Source organism: Nocardioides pakistanensis (genome assembly GCF_054781215.1).
In genome coordinates this window covers 111,477-126,881 of record NZ_BAAGUV010000023.1, presented here as the reverse complement: position 1 = coordinate 126,881, position 15,405 = coordinate 111,477, and the positions used below count along the sequence as shown (strand labels likewise).

Sequence of the window (15,405 nt, the reverse complement as noted above, 5' to 3'; positions counted from 1 at the left end):
CGTCAGGTCACCGGCGGCGGCGACCGCGCGGTGACGGCCGCCCCTTCGCCGCCGGCCTCGGCTTCGGCTGCCTCCGGGTCGCCGTGGACTTCTGGTTGGTCTGCTTGGTCTCCTTGGCCGCCGGCTCGGTGGCTCCGCGCGAACTGTGCGCCGTCCGCCCGCGCACCACGCCGACGAAGGTCTCGACCCGCGGGTCTTCGAGGTCCTTGCGCCAGGCGAGACCGATCCGGCTCGCGGCGGCGTCCGTGACCGGCCGGTGCACGACGTCCTTGCGGTTGTGCAGGCGGGCCACCGACATCGGCAGCACGACGACCCCGACCCCCGCTGCCACGGTCTCCACGGCCTCCTGGGCGGTCAACGGCGGAACCTCGTGGACGATCTCACCGGTGAGGTCGGCGAGCGTCACGTCCTCGGCCGCCTCGACGAAGTGGTCTTTGGGTACGACGACCACCGGCACCTCGGAGTACAGCGGGATCACGTGCATCGTCTCGTCGTCGACCGGCAGCCGCACGAAGCACATGTCCGCGCGATCGTCGTACAGCACCGCGAGCTGGTCGCCGTCGTCGACCGGGGCGAGGTCGAGCTCGCCGGGCGGCATCCGCTCGGCCCAGCGCCGCGCCCACTTGTCGGGGGTGACGCCGGCGACGAAGCCGACCCGAAGCGGACGGTCGGGTGGGGGTGATGCCGGTTCGTCGCTCACCCCGGCAGGCTAGCCGAGCCACCTGCGAGACTGGCCGCATGACGCCGGTGTTCCGTGCCCCGATGCGGTCGCGTCGCGACGACGTGGATCCGGGCCTGGCCGTCGAGCGGGCGCTCACCCTGGGCGTCGTCGGGGTCGGCGGGCGGCTGCCCCGGCTCCCGAGGGACCTGCGCGACGCACTCGGGCTGACCGAGGAGGCGCACGACCTCAGGGTGGCCCGTCGGCTGGAGCGGTTCGCGGCGGTCCCCGGCGGCGCGTTCGTGTGGACCCGTGACGGGGAGGGTCTGTTCCACCTGGGACGGGTCGCGGGGGAGTGGCGCTACGACGACGACCCTGCTGCCCGGGAGGCCGACCTGGTGAACGTGCGCGACTGCACCTGGCTGAAACAGCCCGTGGCGCCGGCGGAGGTGCCGGCAGCGGTGCTGCACACCTTCGCCCGGGGCGGACGGAACTTCCAGCAGACGCACGACCCCGACGTGGGCACGCAGTCGCACGAGGTGTGGTCTGCTTGGATTGCGGTGTGACCGAGCAAGACGCGACCACGGAGCTCCGCCGGCTGCGCAGCAGCATCGACAACCTCGACGCCGCCCTCGTGCACCTGCTCGCCGAGCGGTTCAAGTGCACGCAGCAGGTGGGCCAGCTCAAGGCCCGGTCCGGCATGCCTCCGGCCGACCCGTCCCGAGAGGCCTACCAGATCGAGCGCCTGCGGGCACTCGCGGACGAGTCGGGGCTCGACCCCAGGTTCGCGGAGAAGTTCTTGAACCTCATCATCGACGAGGTGATCCGCAACCACGAGTCGATCAAGCGGGAGCACCAGGACTGACCTCGCGTCAGACGGGGACGGTCACGAGGCGATCTTCTTCGTGGTGTCGAGCACTGCCTTGCGGATGTCCTTGAAGGCGGTCTGCAGGCTGTCGCGGACGGCGTTGAGACCTTCGGTCGCGGCCGAGGCGTTGCCCTCGACCTGCGTCCGGGCGTCGGTCACCCGGTCGCGGACCCGGTCGATCAGCGGCTGGACCCGGTCCGAGACCTCCATCGACGCCAGGTGCAGCTGCACCTCGAGGTCGTCGACCCGGCCGCGCCACCGGTCCAGCTCCGCCTCCGCCAGCTGCTTCCTGAGCTCCGCCTGCTTGGCCTGGAGCTTCTCCATCTGTGTCTCGAGCTGCTTGATGCGGTCCTCGGTCGTCATGCCTCCAGGCTGGCACCGGTCGGGGCGGCGCGGCCAGAGCCCAAGGTCCCGGCTCGGCGCGTGCTGGGAGCGGCGGCACGACGCTCCAGGGCTCGTGCGCGGACCAGGGCGATGTCGTCGTCGCTGAAGACCCCGTGGACCCCGGAGATCGCGGCCAGCCGCATCCCGTGCTTGAGCCCGAGCTCGTAGATCTCCTTGACCTTCTCCCACTCGATGTGCCGCCCGACGGTGAAGCTCTCGTAGCGTCCCTCCAGAGCGAGGACCACGGTCTCGGCCATGCAGGCGTAGACCACGCCGCGAGGTAGGCCGATGTCGCGCATGTGCACGTCCCCGGGCAGCTCGATCTCGCCGGACTCCACCACCAGCACGTCCGGCCGCTTGGCCACGTCCTCGGCCGAGAGGTCGAGTGGGCGCGCGACGTCGGTGATCACGCAACCGGGCTTGACCGCCATGATGTCCAGGACCCGCTTGCCGGCGCCCGAGGTGGCGGTGACGATCACGTCCATCTCGGGCAGGTGCTCGTCCGGGCTGGCTGCCACGTGGATGGTCGCCCGGTGCTCCCCGCGCTCGATCTCGTGCTTGAGCGCGAGCAGCTTGGCCGACTCGGGCGACACCAGCCAGAGCTCGTCGCTGGCGAGCGCGAGCAAGCGGGCACAGACCGAGCCGATCGACCCGGTGGCGCCGACCACCATCGCCTTGCCCTTCAGCCGCCCCTGCTCGTCCCGCTCGACCAGGCCGAGCCGCTCGACGGCCTCGTGCGCCGCCCACAGCGCACCGGAGGCGCTGTAGCTGTTGCCGGTCGTGATCGGTAGCGGCGCCTTCCGGGCCACCGTCACGCCGGCGTCCCCGACGACCTTGGTGAAGGCGCCCAGGCCCATCACCTGGGCGCCGAGCTTGCGTGCGGTCTCAGCGGCGGTGAGCAGCTTGGCGTAGGTGAACTCCGGGCTGTGTGCCATCAGCTCCTTCGGGGTGCCGCCCACGGTGATCAGCCACCCCTCGGCCTCGGCCCCGGTGGGGGACTTGATCCCGGTCACGTGGCTGTAGGTGAACGGCGGTGCGTAGGCGACGGCCTTCTCGACGGCGTCGACGGCGACGCCGGGGGCGAGCCTGGTGAAGGTGGCCAGCGGTTCGACGTTGTTGAAGAACTTCTGGGACAGCGGGTGGATGACAAAGGCGAACCGGCTCTTGCGGCGGAAGCCGTTGGGGCGCAGCACCCGCGGCTCGAGCCCGGCGGAGTCGATCATCTCGAGCAGGTCGTCACTGGTCAGCGGGCCCGCTTCGGACACCAGCGCGAGCATCATCGCCTCCAGCACGGCCGTGTCCACGGTGACGCGGAACGGCTGGGGGACGACGTCGAGGACCAGGTCCACCCCCCGTGCCGCGAGGTCGGCCAGCTGTGCGTCCAAGATCGCGGAGCTGATCAGCGTCTTCCCGGCGAGATCCTCGAGGCCGAGGCCGGCGAGCTCGTCGTACGACGCCACGAGCACGTCGCAGCTGCGCGCCGCCTTGCGGGCCAGGGCGTTCGAGGCGTGCACGACCGGGGCAGCCAGCTGCTCCCGCAGGGCTGCCGGCAGCACCCGGATCGGGAGCGTCCCGAGCCGAGCGGCCAGGCCCAGGACCGGGCTGGACTCGAGGGTCTGGGGAATGTCGAGGCGCAGCAGCGGGTCGGCGAACTCCAGGTTCCCGGTGAACTCACGCAGCAGCCGCACGGTCTGGGCGTGCTCGCTACCGAGGACGACCGTGCGGGCGTTGTCGAAGTAGCCAGGCATCTCGGCCTGGAGGTGCCGGACCGCCCACTCCTGCAGCACCTCGCCGAGGGCCTGGCCTTCAGTCGTGGGGACGTGGGTCCGCCGGTCGCGGACCTCCTTGAGCGAACCGGTGCCGCAGGTGAGGGCGAGCGCGTCGGCCTGACCGGCCCACTGCGCGACGAGCCTCGCCGCGACCTGCTTGTCGCCCTGTGCGGCCGTGCGCACGATTCGGAACCGCCGGTTGAGGAACGTGACGTTCTCGTCGTAGTCACGGTCGCAACCGGCGAGACTCACATCGGCGACGAGCAGGCGGGACCGGGCCGGCATCTCAGACCATCGCCTTCGCGTCGATCTCCGGGTGCTCGGCCATGAAGTCGAGCAGCCTGGTGGCGTACTCGTCGAACCGCGGGCAGGCCAGCCCGGTGCCGGCCAGGTCCTCGGTCGTGTGGGCCGTCGAGTAGGTGGTCGGCGAGGCGAGGTAGTCCAGCGCCTCGGCCGGCAGCCCGAGCAGCCGCTCCATGCCGGGCACCCCCATGGCCGACCGGCTGATGCCCAGCGGCAGAGGCAGCCAGACGACTCGTCTGCCCAGGTGCCGCGCGAACGTCGTCACGAGCTGCCTGATCGTCGGTGGCGCCGGGTCGGTGAGCGCGTAGGTGCGGCCCAGCGACCGGTCCAGCACCGACAGCTCGTCCATCGCGTCGACGACGAAGTCCCGGGGTACGACGGACATGGTGACCGCGTCGAGGGACGCGACCCGCGGGACGAGTGCCACGCCGAGCTGCCGCCGCAGGAACGTCGCGAGGAAGTAGGGGCCGTCGTACTTCTGGGTCTCTCCCGTGCGGGAGTCGCCGACCACGATGCCCGGCCGGTAGATCGTGGCGGGCAGGCCGTCGGCCATCGCCTTGCGCACGAGGAGCTCGGCCTCGAACTTGGTCTCCTCGTAGTGGTTGCGGAACTCCTGTCCCACGTCGAGGGCGTCCTCGGTGAACTCCCCGGCATACCGGCCGCTGACGTAGCAGGTGCTGACGTACTGCAGGCGCCCGAGGTTCGGCAGCGAGCGGCACAGCTCGAGGACCCTGGCCGTGCCGTCCACGTTCACCCGCCAGGCGACCTCCGGTGCGACGGCCAGGTCGTACACCGCGGCGAGGTGCCACACCTCGACCACCTGGTCCAGCACGTCCCGGTGGTCCGCGGCGACACCGAGTCCGGGGCGCGTGATGTCGCCGGTGAGGAGGTCCACGCGCCCGCCGAGGTCGGGGTGTTCGGCCTCGAGCTCCTCGAGGCGTTCCCGCGCCCTGGCGAGATGCCTGTCCTGAACCAGGCACAGTGCCCGGTCACCCGGACGACGGGTGAGCAGCCGGGGCAGCAGGGCCGAGCCCAGGAACCCGGGAAATCCGGTGATGAGCAGTTCAGGCACGCCGGCTACCTCCACATCGCGGTCCTATGGTTGGGACGATGCTCCGCGCAGGGGGGACCGCGGGAGGGCCGAAGGCCCCTGTATGACGAGCCGTTGGATGGGTAGTTGTGGAGGCACACACCACGCACAGAGAGGCTCCACCGTGGCAAGCACCGAGAACCTGGACGTCGTCGACCTCCTGAAGGCCCAGCACGAGCACATCCGCGAGCTCTTCACCGCTGTCGGTCAGGCCCGCAGCCACGACACGAAGCAGGCCGCCTTCGAGGAGCTGCGCCGGTTCCTCGCGGTGCACGAGGCGGCCGAGGAGCTGATCACGCACCCCACCGCGCGCACCGCCGAGGGCGGCAACGTCGTCGTCGACGCGCGCCTGGAGGAGGAGACCGAGGCGAAGAAGATGCTGGCCGAGCTCGACGGCATGGACGTCGAGGACGCCGGCTTCGCCGACAAGTTCGCCGCGCTGAAGACCGCGGTGCTCGACCACGCCGACGCCGAGGAGCGCGAGGAGTTCCCGCTGCTGCGGGCCGACCGCGACGCCAAGACCCTCGAGCGGATGGCGGCCGCGGTGCGTGCCGCGGAGGCGATCGCGCCGACGCATCCGCACCCCTCCGTGGGCAGCTCGATGACCACCAACCTGATGGCCGGCCCGCTGGCGTCGCTGGTCGACCGCACGCGCGACGCCGTCCGCGCGGTGCTCGACCGGGCCTGAGGGCGACCGGGCAGCCGCCGGACACAAGGGTGCTCCGATGCCGTCAGGGGAGCAGACGTGGTGCGCAGCGGACGCCTGACCGGCGGCCCCGGGCCGGAGTGGGAGGAGCTGCCGGAACGCGTCCGGCGGCGGCTGATAGCAACCGAGGTCGCTCGTTCGGCAGTCGTCGCCGTGGCGGTCGTGGTGGGCTACTTCCTCGTCCCGCTGTCCGGCCGGCTGTCGCTGGGCGGCGTGGTCTGGATCGCGGCGGCGCTCGTTGCGATCGCAGGGTTGCTCGCCTGGCAGGTTCGTGGGGTGCGGACGTCGCCGTATCCCGCAGCCACGGCGGTCGGCGGCCTGATGGTCACGGTCCCGCTGTTTCTCGCGGCGTTCGCGGCGGTCTACTACGCAATGGGGCGAGGCGAGCCGGCGAGCTGGTCCGAACCGCTGACCAAGCTGGACGCGTTCTACCTGGCGGTGACCGTCTTCGCGACGGTGGGTTTCGGCGACATCAGCGCGCAGAGCCAGGCGGCGCGGGGTGCGATCACACTCCAGATGCTCGGCGGTCTCGTGCTCGTCGGCGTGATCGCGCGCATCGTGGTCGGGGCCGTCCAGGAGCGCCGACGCGCCATGGGACGCGGCCAGGGGTCCTGACCCGCCGGCGGGAGAGGAGAGGAAACCCGGGCCGCTCCGCACACGACAAAGACCCCAGGTCATCCCTGGGGTCTCGTTGTGTCCGAGGGGGGACTTGAACCCCCACGCCCGATAAAGGGCACTAGCACCTCAAGCTAGCGCGTCTACCTATTCCGCCACCCGGACAAGGGTGTCGCGTCCGCAACCGGTGTTTCGTTGCGAGCGCGGCGGTAACTGTAGCAAAGAACAGCGACAGAACTCGCATCGGCCCGGCCAGGGCCGGCCTGTAAGGATGGACCCATGACAGCTTCGCCCGAATCCGGTGCCACCCCCCGCGGCTACGACCCCGCGGCCGAGGTCGTGGACATCTGCCGTGACCTGATCCGGATCGACACGACGAACTTCGGCGACGGCAGCGGACCCGGGGAGCGCAAGGCCGCCGAGCACGTCGCGGCGCTGCTGTCCGAGGTCGGCATCGAGCCCGAGATCCACGAGTCCGAGCCCGGTCGTGCCTCGGTGGTCGCGCGGTGGGGCGGGCACGGAGCGGGTGCGAGCCCAGAGCCGCTCCTGCTGCACGGGCACCTGGACGTCGTACCCGCCGACGCCGACGACTGGCAGGTCCACCCGTTCTCCGGGGAGATCCAGGACGGCTACGTGTGGGGCCGGGGCGCGGTGGACATGAAGGACTTCGACGCGATGCTGCTCAGTGTGGTCCGGGCCCGTCAGCGGGCGGGCGCGGCGCCGGAGCGGCCGATGGTGCTGTGCTTCACCGCCGACGAGGAGGCCGGCGGGCACAAGGGGGCGGAGTACCTCGTGCAGAACCACGCGGACCTGCTCGCCGACTGCACCGAGGCGATCGGCGAGGTCGGCGGTTTCAGTACGACGGTCCGCGGACGGCGTCTCTACCTCATCGAGACCGCCGAGAAGGGCATGGCCTGGATGCGGCTGACCGCCAAGGGCAACGCCGGCCACGGCTCCATGCGCCACCCCGACAACGCGGTCACCGAGCTGGCCGCGGCGGTGGCGCGGATCGGCCGCCACGAGTGGCCGGTGCGGCTGACCCCCGCAATGCAGGTGCTGCTCTCGGCGGTCGGTGAGCTCGCCGGGGTGGAGGCGACACCGGACACCGCCGAGGAGCTGGTCGAGGAGTTCGGGTCCGCGGCGCGGATGCTCGGCGCGGTGATCCGGCACTCGACGAACCCGACCATGCTGGAGGCCGGCTACAAGGTCAACGTGGTGCCGGGGGAGGCCACCGCCCACGTCGACGGCCGTTTCCTGCCCGGTTACGAGGACGAGTTCTTCGACACGCTCGCCGACCTGGTGGGCGACCGGATCTCCATCGACTGGGTGAGCAAGCAGCACGCGCTGGAGACCACCTTCGACGGTGAGCTCGTCGACGCGATCACGGCCTCGATCCTCGACGAGGACCCGGAGGCGAAGGTTGCGCCGTACCTCATGTCCGGCGGCACCGACGCCAAGCACTGGAAGAAGCTGGGGATCCGCTCGTTCGGCTTCGCGCCGCTGCGGCTGCCCGCCGACCTCGACTTCACCGCGCTGTTCCACGGCGTCGACGAGCGGGTGCCGGTGGACGCGCTGGAGTTCGGTGCCCGGGTGTTCGACCGGTTCCTGGACCGTGCCTAGAACAGGGGCCTAGAACATCAGGTAGGGCATCCGCTGCTGGCGGATGATCTTGCGCCGCAGCACGACCCGCCGGGTGCCGTCGGGCGACAGTCGCACGCGGTCGAGCTCCCAGCCCTCGCGCTCGGCCCGCTCGGTGAGCATGCGGGTGACCGCGTTGCGCGAGAAGTCGCGGGAGATCGTGAACCGGTCGAACTCGTACTCCACGCCCGGGTTGAGCGCGCGGCGCCGCGGCGTCGTGTCGATAGGTGCACCGGACATGTGGTCATGGTGCCACGCGCGGCAAGTGCACCGTGGACGACCCGCTCAGGTGGTGGGCGCGGACACGTCCTCGAGCGCGACGACGATCTCGTCGGGAAGGACGAGCTCCTCGACCGTGAGGGCGCCGCGCAGCTGCGCCGCCGTGCGGGCACCGACGATCGGCGCGGTCACGCCCGGCCTGTCGCGTACCCAGGTCAGCGCCACCTCCAGCGGTGACCAGCTCAGCCCGTCCGCGGCACGGGCGACCGCCTCGACGATCCGCGCGTGCATGTCGGTCAGATAGGAGCCGACGAAGTTCGAGAAGTGCGGGGACGCGGCGCGAGAGTCGGCCGGTGTCCCGGTGCGGTACTTGCCCGTCAGCACCCCTCGACCCAGGGGCGACCACGGCAGGATGCCGAGGCCGAGGTGCTCCGCTGCCGGGATGATCTCGGTCTCGGCGGTGCGGTTGAGCAGGGAGTACTCCACCTGGTTGGAAGCCAGCGTGGCGCGGCCCGGCACGGCCCGCTGCCACGTCGCGGCCTGGGCGCTCTGCCAGCCGGAGTAGTTCGACACCCCGACGTAGGCGGCGCGGCCGGTGGTGACGGCGTAGTCGAGCGCGGACAGCGTCTCCTCCAGAGGTACGTCGTCCACCCAGCTGTGCACCTGCCACAGGTCGACGTGGTCCACGCCGAGGCGCTTGAGCGAGGCGTCGAGGGTGGAGATCAGGTAGCCGCGCGAGGCGTTGGCCTCCCGGGTGCCGCGGACCCGGCTGATGCCGGCCTTCGTGGCCAGCACGATGTCGTCGCGGTCCACCACGTCACCGATGAACGAGCCGATCAGCTCCTCCGACGCCCCATCGCCGTAGCCGGCCGCGGTGTCCACGAGCGTCCCGCCCGCGGTGGTGAAGGCGATCAGCTGGTCGCGGGCCTCGTGCTCGTCGGTGTCGCGCCCCCAGGTGAGCGTCCCGAGGCCGAGCCTCGAGACGCGCAGGCCCGTGCGGCCCAGGTACCTCTGCTGCATGGCGCACACGCTATCGGCGCGGGGCGCGCCGCGCCCGTACGCCCCGCCGCGGAGCTCCCCCGAGACCCCGTCCCATCTTCCCGACGCCTTGTCGGTAAGATGGTGACACGGTGTCGGCAAGACTTGGACGGAGTCGGGATGTTCCTAGCCCTGCGTGAACTGTGGTTCGCGCGTTACCGGTTCGCGCTGATGGGCGGGGTGGTGGCCCTGATCGCGGTGCTGATGGTGCTGCTCTCCGGGCTCTCCGTCGGCTTGGTCAACGACGGCGTCTCCGGGCTGCAGCGGCTGCCCGTGGACGCATTCGCCTTCGACGAGGGCACCAAGGAGGACTCCGCGTTCTCGCGGAGCATCGTGGACGAGACGCAGGTGGCGGCCTGGGCCGAACGCGGTGACGTCGCCGAGGCGGCCCCGTTCGGCAACCTGCTGGTCAACGCCCGCAGCAGCCGCGACGTGCCGATCGACCTGGCTCTGTTCGGCGTCGAGCCCGGGTCCTTCCTCGCTCCTGACGTCACGGAGGGCACAGGACTCGTCGCACCCGACGCTCTCGTGGTGTCCCAGACTGCGATCGACGCGGGTCTCCGGATCGGTGACACCGTGACGATCGACCGGATCGGCACCACCCTTCGCGTGGTCGGCACCACCGGTGACCAGCGGACCTACGGCCACGTCGACGTCGGCTACCTGGACCTCGCGGCGTGGCAACGGCTGCACGCGGGCGCCGGGCCCGGAGATCCGGTCCGTCCCGAAGCGTTCGAGGAGGCGACCGCGGTGGCGCTCCGGGCCGCGCCCGGCACGTCTATCGATCTCGCCGCCGGTGACGCGGCGGCCGGCACCACGGCGCTCACCTTGGACGAGTCCTTCGGTGCCTCGCCCGGCTACACCGCGGAGACCTCGACGCTGATGATGATCCAGGCCTTCCTCTACGCCATCTCGGCTCTTGTCGTCGGCGCGTTCTTCACCGTCTGGACCATCCAACGGCGTCACGAGCTCGCGGTCCTCCGGGCGATGGGCGCCTCCACGGTCTACCTGATGCGAGACGGGCTGGCTCAGTCCGCGGTCGTGCTGCTCCTGGCCACGGCGGTAGGCGTGCTGATCGGCGTCGTCGGCGGCGGCCTGATCGGCGGCACCGTCCCGTTCGCGATCGACGCCGGCTCCGTGGGGCTCGCAGCGTTCGCCCTGGTCGTGCTCGGCCTGCTGGGCTCCGGCGCAGCCATCGTCCGGATCGCCCGGGTCAACCCGATCGACGCCCTGGGAGGCAACCGATGACCACGCCGACCGGACTCCTCCTCGAGGACGTCACCCTCACGCTCGGTGACGGGGACAGCACCGTCACCGCCCTGGACCACGTCTCGATGGACGTCGAGCCGGGCCGGCTCGTCGCCGTCGTCGGGCCCTCGGGGTCGGGCAAGTCCAGCCTGCTCGCCGTCGCGGGAGCGATGGCCACCCCCGACAGCGGGCGCGTGGCGGTCGCCGGGCGGGAGCTCACCGGCCTGACGAACCGGGAGCGGACCCGGTTCCGCCGGGAGCACCTGGGCTTCGTCTTCCAGTCCGGCAACCTGGTGCCCGCGCTCACCGCGGTCGACCAGCTCTCCCTGGTCAGGCACATCAGCGGCAGGCGGTCCGCGGCCCGGGACCCGCACGCCCTGCTCGCCGAGGTCGGGATGGCCGAGAAGGCCCGCCGCCGTCCGCACGAGCTCTCCGGCGGCGAGCGGCAACGGGTCGGCATCGCCCGCGCACTGATGATGCGTCCGACGGTCCTGCTCGTCGACGAGCCCACCGCCGCACTGGACCGCGAGCGCAGCCACCAGGTGGTCGAACTCCTGGCCAGGGAGGCCCGGGTCAACGGGGTGGCTGCGGTGATGGTCACCCACGACCACGACGTGCTGCGGCACTGCGACCGCGTGCTGGAGATGGTCGATGGGAGACTGTCCGCGACCTAGTCGAGAGGGGGACCGGTGCCCAGGATCCAGGCAGCCACGGTGGCCGAGCACCGAGCCGCGCAGCGGCGGGCGCTGCTCGATGCGGCGCGCAGCCTGCTCACCGAGTCCCCGGACCGAGCGCCGAGCATGGCGGAGGTGGCATCACGGGCCGGGCTCTCCCGTTCTGGTGTCTACCAGTACTTCGGCTCGCGCGACGACCTGCTCGACGCGGTGGCCGAGGACGCGTTCCCCCGGTGGTCGGCCATGGTCACCGAACAGATGGAACACGCGGGCCGGCCCGGAGAGCGGGTCCTGGCGTACGTCGACGCCAACCTCCGTCTCGTGGCCGAGGGCGAGCACTCCCTGGCCCGCGCCCTCGTGGCGTCGGCCCCGGCAGACCGGCTCGCCGAGCGGAGCAGGGCGATGCACGAGCAGCTGCTCACCCCGATGAAGCAGGCGCTGCGCGAGCTGGGCGCCGCCGACCCCGACGCCACCGCCGAGCTCATCAACGCCGTCGTCTTCGCCGCGACGAGGATGATCGAGTCCGGGCACGACCAGGCCGCCGCGCGGGAGCGGGCCCGGGAACTGCTCTCGCCCTACCTTCTTGCGTAGTCTTGTGCGCCGCCGCACCCGTACCGACCAGGAGTGACCCGTGCTCGACTTCCTCAAGGCAGCCGTGCTCGGCGTGCTCCAGGGCCTGACCGAGTTCCTGCCGATCTCCAGCAGCGCCCATTTGCGGATCTTCCCTGAGCTGTTCGGCTGGGGCGACCCCGGCGCGGCGTTCACCGCCGTCGTCCAGATCGGCACCGAGCTGGCGGTGCTGATCTACTTCCGCAAGGACATCTGGCGGATCGCGACCGCGTGGGTGCGCTCGCTCTACGACCCCTCGTGGCGCGGCAACTTCGACGCCCGGATGGGCTGGTTCGTCATCATCGGCTCGCTGCCGATCGTGCTCCTCGGCGTGACGCTGAAGGACATCATCGAGCAGGACTTCCGCAACCTGTGGATCATCGGCACGACCCTGGTAGTGCTGGGGGTGATCCTCGGGATCGCCGACCGGGTCGGCGGCAACGAGCGCGCGATCACCCGGATGAACGTCAAGCACGCGGTCTACCTCGGCCTCGCCCAGGCCGCCGCGCTGGTGCCCGGGGTGTCCCGATCCGGCGCCACGATCAGCATGGGCCGGTTCCTGGGCTACGAGCGCGAGGCGGCCACCCGGTTCGCGTTCCTGCTCGCCATCCCGGCGGTGGTCGGCGCGGGGCTCTTCGAGCTGCCCGAGATCCCGCACGGGGAGAACACCCTGGGGGTCTGGCCCACCGCGTTCGCGACCGTGGTCTCCTTCGTCGTCGGCTACGCCGCGATCGCGTGGCTGCTGCGCTACGTGAGCACCCGGTCCTACCTGCCGTTCGTGGTCTACCGGATCGCGCTCGGCGGCTTCACGCTGACCATGCTGTCCCTCGGCGTCCTGGCGGCCTGAGGACACTCAGCCGACGATCGCCGTCGCCACCAGGAAGTAGATCACCAGCGAGAGCAGGTCCTGGACCACGGTGGCGAGCGGTCCGCTTCCGAAGGCCGGGTCGCGGCCCAGCCGGCCCATCAGCCAGGGCAGGGTCATCGCGACGACGGTCGCCACACCGCACGCAGCGACCAGGGACAGGCTGAGTGCGACGGCGAGTGCCGGTGAGCCCATGACCAGCCACACCGCCGGGAGCGTGGCCGCCGCGAGGAGCAGGCCCACCAGCAGCCCGGTGAGGGTCTCGAGCCGGAAGACTTTCCGGATCGGCACGCCGACCGACAGTCCACGGACCACGAGAGCCTCGGTCTGGGTGCCGACGGCGTCGGCCATGTAGACGATGCCCGGCATGAAGAACGCGAGCTGGACCTCGGTGGCCAGGTCCGCCTCGAAGCCGCGGACCAGGACGGCCGCGGCCGCCGAGCCGGCCAGCCCGAGTCCGAGCCAGGGCAGCCGGTGCCACAACCGGGCCAGGATCGGCTCCTCCATCGCGTGCCGCGCCTGGGCCGAGGAGCTCAGGAACCCGCCGAGCCGGGCGAGGTCCTGGTCGTGCCCGGCGAGCAGCACGGCCAGCAGCCGGGCGGGCGGGACGAGACCACGGAAGGTGCCGTCCGGAGCCACCACGGCCAGGCTGGACTCGCCGTGCCGGGCGGCCTTCCAGGCGGCCGCCTCCTGGTTGAGCCCAGGTGCGACCACCGGCGGATCGGGGTCCATCAGGTCCCGGGCGAGCACGGACGCGTCGGCGGCGAGCACCAGCTCGACCGGGATCAGTCCGAGCAGCCGGTGCGACGCCGCACCGCCCAGCTCCACCACCGCGACGTCCGCCGCGGAGCCGAAGTGGCCGCCGACGAGCATCTGCTGGAGCTCGCCCGCCGGCGTCGCCGGGTCGCACAGAGGAACGTCGGTGACGACGTAGCTGTCCACCGAACCCGGCAGCAGCGGTTCCGGTGAGCTCGGTAGCGGGACGGGCTGCAGTGTCACGACCCCATCGTCGCAGCGGGTGGCTACAGCCAGCCGGACTTCTTGAACAGTCGGTACAGCCCGACCGACGCGACCACCATCACCCCGAGGGCGGCGAAGTACCCGTAGCGCCAGCCGAGCTCGGGCATGTACTCGAAGTTCATCCCGTAGACGCCGGCGATCAGCGTGCTCACCGCTGCGATCGCCACCCAGGCGGAGATCCGGCGCATGTCCTCGTTCTGCTGCAGGCCGATCCGGGCGAGCTGGGCCTGGAACGCCGTCGAGAGCAGGCTGTCGAGGGTCTCGATCACCTCGTGGACCCGGACCAGGTGGTCGTGGACGTCGCGGAAGAACGGCGAGGACTCGGCCGGCACTCCGGGGATCTGTCCGGTCGCCAACCTGCTCATCGGGTCCTTGAGCGGTGAGACCCCGCGGCGCATCTCCGCGATCTCGCGCTTGAGCACGTAGATGCGCACCGAGTCGTCGCTGCGCGCGGGGGAGAACACCGACGCTTCGACCTCGTCGACGTCGACCTCCAGGGCCCCAGCCACCTCCTCGTAGCCGTCCACCACCCGGTCGCAGATCGCATAGATCACCGAGGAAGGCCCGTGGCTGAGCAGCTCGGTGCGCTGCTCGAGGTCCTGCCGGGCCGAGTGCAGCTCGGTGCCCTCGCCGTGCCGGACGCTGATGACGTAGTCGGGGCCGAGGAACAGGTTGATCTCGCCGGTCTCCACGGCGTCGAGCTCATCGACGTACCAGAGGGTCTTGAGGACCAGGAAGAGGCCGTCGTCGTAGCGCTCGAGCTTGGGCCGCTGGTGGGCGTGGAGAGCGTCCTCCACCGCGAGCGGGTGCAGCCCGAACAGCTCGGTCACCCGGTCGAGCTCGGCCTCGTCCGGCTCGTGGAGGCCGACCCAGACGAAGTCGCCGTTGCCGCGGCGGGCGTCGCGCACCGCCCCGAGGTCGTCGCTGCTCACCTCGAGCGGGACCCGCACACCGTCGCGGTACAACGCGCAGTCGACGATCATGGCGCTCAGGCTACGGCCTCTAGAGTCGGATCCATGGCAACGCTGATCCTTGCCCGGCACGGCCGTACGACGGCCAACGCGACCGGCGTGCTCGCCGGACGGAGCCGGGGCGTGCGTCTCGACGACCACGGTGTCGAGCAGGCCAGGGCGGCGGGGGAACGGCTGGCGGGGCTGGCCCTCACCGCGATCGTGACCAGCCCGCTGGAGCGGTGTCGGCAGACGGCGCGCGAGATGAGGCGCTTCCAGACCGACGCGCCGCCCGTGTCCGCCGAGCGCCGGCTGCTGGAGTGCGACTACGGCAGCTGGACCGGCAAGGAGATCAAGGTCCTGGCCGAGGAGCCGCTGTGGAGCAGCATCCAGGCGCACCCGTCGGCGGTGACCTTCCCCGACGGCGAGTCGATGGCGCAGATGATGGCCCGCAGCGTCGCCGCGGTTCGGGAGTGGGACGCCCGGATCGAGGCCGAGCACGGTGCCGACGCAGTCTGGCTCGCGGTGAGCCACGGTGACGTGATCAAGGCGATCCTCGCCGACGCCCTCGGCATGCACCTCGACCTGTTCCAGCGGATCAGCGTCGACCCGGCCTCGCTGTCGGTGATCCGCTACACGCCGATGCGTCCGTTCGTGATCTCGATGAACTCCGTCGCCGGTGACCTGAGCGGACTGAGGCCGCCGACCGACGCCGCGCTCGGCGGTGGCGCCGGGAGCGTGACCCCGTAAG

Annotated in this window: 18 protein-coding genes and 1 tRNA gene; 10 read left to right on the top strand and 9 right to left on the bottom strand. The window is 71.3% G+C overall.

The features are described 5' to 3' along the window. Window positions 1-7 precede the first annotated feature (7 nt). A complete protein-coding gene (locus ACYVIH_RS10215) occupies window positions 8-700 on the bottom strand; it encodes a LysR substrate-binding domain-containing protein (RefSeq protein WP_460868878.1) in 693 nt (230 codons plus the stop codon). Between the two features lie 38 nt (window positions 701-738). Here ACYVIH_RS10215 and ACYVIH_RS10210 point away from each other — a divergent pair, with 38 nt between their 5' ends. After that, on the top strand, window positions 739-1,224 hold the full coding sequence (locus ACYVIH_RS10210) for a GAF domain-containing protein (RefSeq protein WP_460868876.1): 486 nt from the start codon (window positions 739-741) through the stop codon (window positions 1,222-1,224). Then, window positions 1,221-1,523: a chorismate mutase gene (locus ACYVIH_RS10205; RefSeq protein ID WP_460868874.1), complete on the top strand. Its 303-nt coding sequence runs from the start codon at window positions 1,221-1,223 to the stop codon at window positions 1,521-1,523. Before ACYVIH_RS10210 ends, ACYVIH_RS10205 begins: the two co-directional genes overlap by 4 nt. A gap of 21 nt (window positions 1,524-1,544) precedes the next feature. On the opposite strand, the gene ACYVIH_RS10200 is transcribed toward ACYVIH_RS10205, so the two are convergent. From ACYVIH_RS10200 to ACYVIH_RS10190, 3 genes are read right to left on the bottom strand one after another with little or no spacing between them, the layout of a single operon-like run. Continuing rightward, window positions 1,545-1,889 carry a hypothetical protein gene (locus tag ACYVIH_RS10200; protein ID WP_460868872.1) on the bottom strand — a complete coding sequence of 115 codons (345 nt, stop codon included), beginning with the start codon at window positions 1,887-1,889 and terminating at the stop codon, window positions 1,545-1,547. Next, window positions 1,886-3,964, bottom strand: a complete 2,079-nt coding sequence (locus ACYVIH_RS10195; RefSeq protein ID WP_460868870.1) for a dehydrogenase — start codon at window positions 3,962-3,964, stop codon at window positions 1,886-1,888. The genes ACYVIH_RS10200 and ACYVIH_RS10195 overlap by 4 nt, the downstream gene beginning before the upstream one ends. Before the next feature lies 1 nt (window position 3,965). Then, on the bottom strand, window positions 3,966-5,054 hold the full coding sequence (locus ACYVIH_RS10190; RefSeq protein WP_460868868.1) for an SDR family oxidoreductase: 1,089 nt from the start codon (window positions 5,052-5,054) through the stop codon (window positions 3,966-3,968). 142 nt (window positions 5,055-5,196) lie between these two features. Here ACYVIH_RS10190 and ACYVIH_RS10185 point away from each other — a divergent pair, with 142 nt between their 5' ends. Beyond that, the gene (locus tag ACYVIH_RS10185; protein ID WP_460868866.1) at window positions 5,197-5,760 is read left to right on the top strand and encodes a hemerythrin domain-containing protein; all 564 of its coding nucleotides are present in this window, start codon (window positions 5,197-5,199) and stop codon (window positions 5,758-5,760) included. Window positions 5,761-5,820: 60 nt separating this feature from the next. Continuing rightward, complete coding sequence (locus tag ACYVIH_RS10180; protein WP_460868864.1) at window positions 5,821-6,393, top strand: potassium channel family protein; 573 nt, start codon at window positions 5,821-5,823, stop codon at window positions 6,391-6,393. A gap of 79 nt (window positions 6,394-6,472) precedes the next feature. Here ACYVIH_RS10180 and ACYVIH_RS10175 read toward each other — a convergent pair. Continuing rightward, a tRNA-Leu gene (locus ACYVIH_RS10175) sits at window positions 6,473-6,558 on the bottom strand. Between the two features lie 114 nt (window positions 6,559-6,672). On the opposite strand from ACYVIH_RS10175, the gene ACYVIH_RS10170 reads away from it, so the two are divergent. Continuing rightward, window positions 6,673-8,013 (top strand): M20/M25/M40 family metallo-hydrolase, encoded by a 1,341-nt coding sequence (locus tag ACYVIH_RS10170; protein WP_460868861.1) that lies wholly within the window; start codon window positions 6,673-6,675, stop codon window positions 8,011-8,013. A 9-nt stretch (window positions 8,014-8,022) separates the two neighbouring features. Here the strand turns inward: ACYVIH_RS10170 and ACYVIH_RS10165 are convergent, their stop codons facing one another. Together ACYVIH_RS10165 and ACYVIH_RS10160 are read right to left on the bottom strand one after the other, a co-directional pair. Continuing rightward, a complete protein-coding gene (locus ACYVIH_RS10165) occupies window positions 8,023-8,271 on the bottom strand; it encodes a DUF5703 family protein (RefSeq protein WP_460868859.1) in 249 nt (82 codons plus the stop codon). 45 nt (window positions 8,272-8,316) lie between these two features. Further along, complete coding sequence (locus ACYVIH_RS10160) at window positions 8,317-9,270, bottom strand: aldo/keto reductase (protein WP_460868857.1); 954 nt, start codon at window positions 9,268-9,270, stop codon at window positions 8,317-8,319. A 138-nt stretch (window positions 9,271-9,408) separates the two neighbouring features. Here ACYVIH_RS10160 and ACYVIH_RS10155 point away from each other — a divergent pair, with 138 nt between their 5' ends. From ACYVIH_RS10155 to ACYVIH_RS10140, 4 genes are read left to right on the top strand one after another with little or no spacing between them, the layout of a single operon-like run. After that, window positions 9,409-10,536 (top strand): ABC transporter permease, encoded by a 1,128-nt coding sequence (locus ACYVIH_RS10155; protein WP_460868854.1) that lies wholly within the window; start codon window positions 9,409-9,411, stop codon window positions 10,534-10,536. Further along, window positions 10,533-11,210: an ABC transporter ATP-binding protein gene (locus tag ACYVIH_RS10150; protein ID WP_460868852.1), complete on the top strand. Its 678-nt coding sequence runs from the start codon at window positions 10,533-10,535 to the stop codon at window positions 11,208-11,210. The genes ACYVIH_RS10155 and ACYVIH_RS10150 overlap by 4 nt, the downstream gene beginning before the upstream one ends. A gap of 15 nt (window positions 11,211-11,225) precedes the next feature. Beyond that, window positions 11,226-11,801 carry a TetR/AcrR family transcriptional regulator gene (locus tag ACYVIH_RS10145; protein WP_460868850.1) on the top strand — a complete coding sequence of 192 codons (576 nt, stop codon included), beginning with the start codon at window positions 11,226-11,228 and terminating at the stop codon, window positions 11,799-11,801. A gap of 40 nt (window positions 11,802-11,841) precedes the next feature. Then, window positions 11,842-12,666 carry an undecaprenyl-diphosphate phosphatase gene (locus ACYVIH_RS10140; protein ID WP_460868847.1) on the top strand — a complete coding sequence of 275 codons (825 nt, stop codon included), beginning with the start codon at window positions 11,842-11,844 and terminating at the stop codon, window positions 12,664-12,666. Window positions 12,667-12,672: 6 nt separating this feature from the next. Here the strand turns inward: ACYVIH_RS10140 and ACYVIH_RS10135 are convergent, their stop codons facing one another. Beyond that, window positions 12,673-13,683 carry a magnesium transporter gene (locus ACYVIH_RS10135; protein WP_460868845.1) on the bottom strand — a complete coding sequence of 337 codons (1,011 nt, stop codon included), beginning with the start codon at window positions 13,681-13,683 and terminating at the stop codon, window positions 12,673-12,675. Window positions 13,684-13,706: 23 nt separating this feature from the next. Next, window positions 13,707-14,687, bottom strand: a complete 981-nt coding sequence (corA, locus tag ACYVIH_RS10130; protein WP_460868842.1) for a magnesium/cobalt transporter CorA — start codon at window positions 14,685-14,687, stop codon at window positions 13,707-13,709. 33 nt (window positions 14,688-14,720) lie between these two features. On the opposite strand from corA, the gene ACYVIH_RS10125 reads away from it, so the two are divergent. Further along, window positions 14,721-15,404, top strand: a complete 684-nt coding sequence (locus ACYVIH_RS10125) for a histidine phosphatase family protein (RefSeq protein WP_460868840.1) — start codon at window positions 14,721-14,723, stop codon at window positions 15,402-15,404. The last annotated feature ends 1 nt before the right edge of the window (window position 15,405 follow it).

Excerpts from the sequence above, each read along its gene's own strand:
- ACYVIH_RS10210 (WP_460868876.1), top strand. The coding sequence starts at position 739 with ATGACGCCGGTGTTCCGTGCCCCGATGCGGTCGCGTCGCGACGACGTG.
- ACYVIH_RS10195 (WP_460868870.1), bottom strand. The coding sequence starts at position 3,964 with ATGCCGGCCCGGTCCCGCCTGCTCGTCGCCGATGTGAGTCTCGCCGGT.
- ACYVIH_RS10170 (WP_460868861.1), top strand. The coding sequence starts at position 6,673 with ATGACAGCTTCGCCCGAATCCGGTGCCACCCCCCGCGGCTACGACCCC.
- ACYVIH_RS10150 (WP_460868852.1), top strand. The coding sequence starts at position 10,533 with ATGACCACGCCGACCGGACTCCTCCTCGAGGACGTCACCCTCACGCTC.
- ACYVIH_RS10155 (WP_460868854.1), top strand. The coding sequence starts at position 9,409 with ATGTTCCTAGCCCTGCGTGAACTGTGGTTCGCGCGTTACCGGTTCGCG.
- ACYVIH_RS10200 (WP_460868872.1), bottom strand. The coding sequence starts at position 1,889 with ATGACGACCGAGGACCGCATCAAGCAGCTCGAGACACAGATGGAGAAG.
- ACYVIH_RS10125 (WP_460868840.1), top strand. The coding sequence starts at position 14,721 with ATGGCAACGCTGATCCTTGCCCGGCACGGCCGTACGACGGCCAACGCG.
- ACYVIH_RS10165 (WP_460868859.1), bottom strand. The coding sequence starts at position 8,271 with ATGTCCGGTGCACCTATCGACACGACGCCGCGGCGCCGCGCGCTCAAC.
- ACYVIH_RS10160 (WP_460868857.1), bottom strand. The coding sequence starts at position 9,270 with ATGCAGCAGAGGTACCTGGGCCGCACGGGCCTGCGCGTCTCGAGGCTC.
- corA (WP_460868842.1), bottom strand. The coding sequence starts at position 14,687 with ATGATCGTCGACTGCGCGTTGTACCGCGACGGTGTGCGGGTCCCGCTC.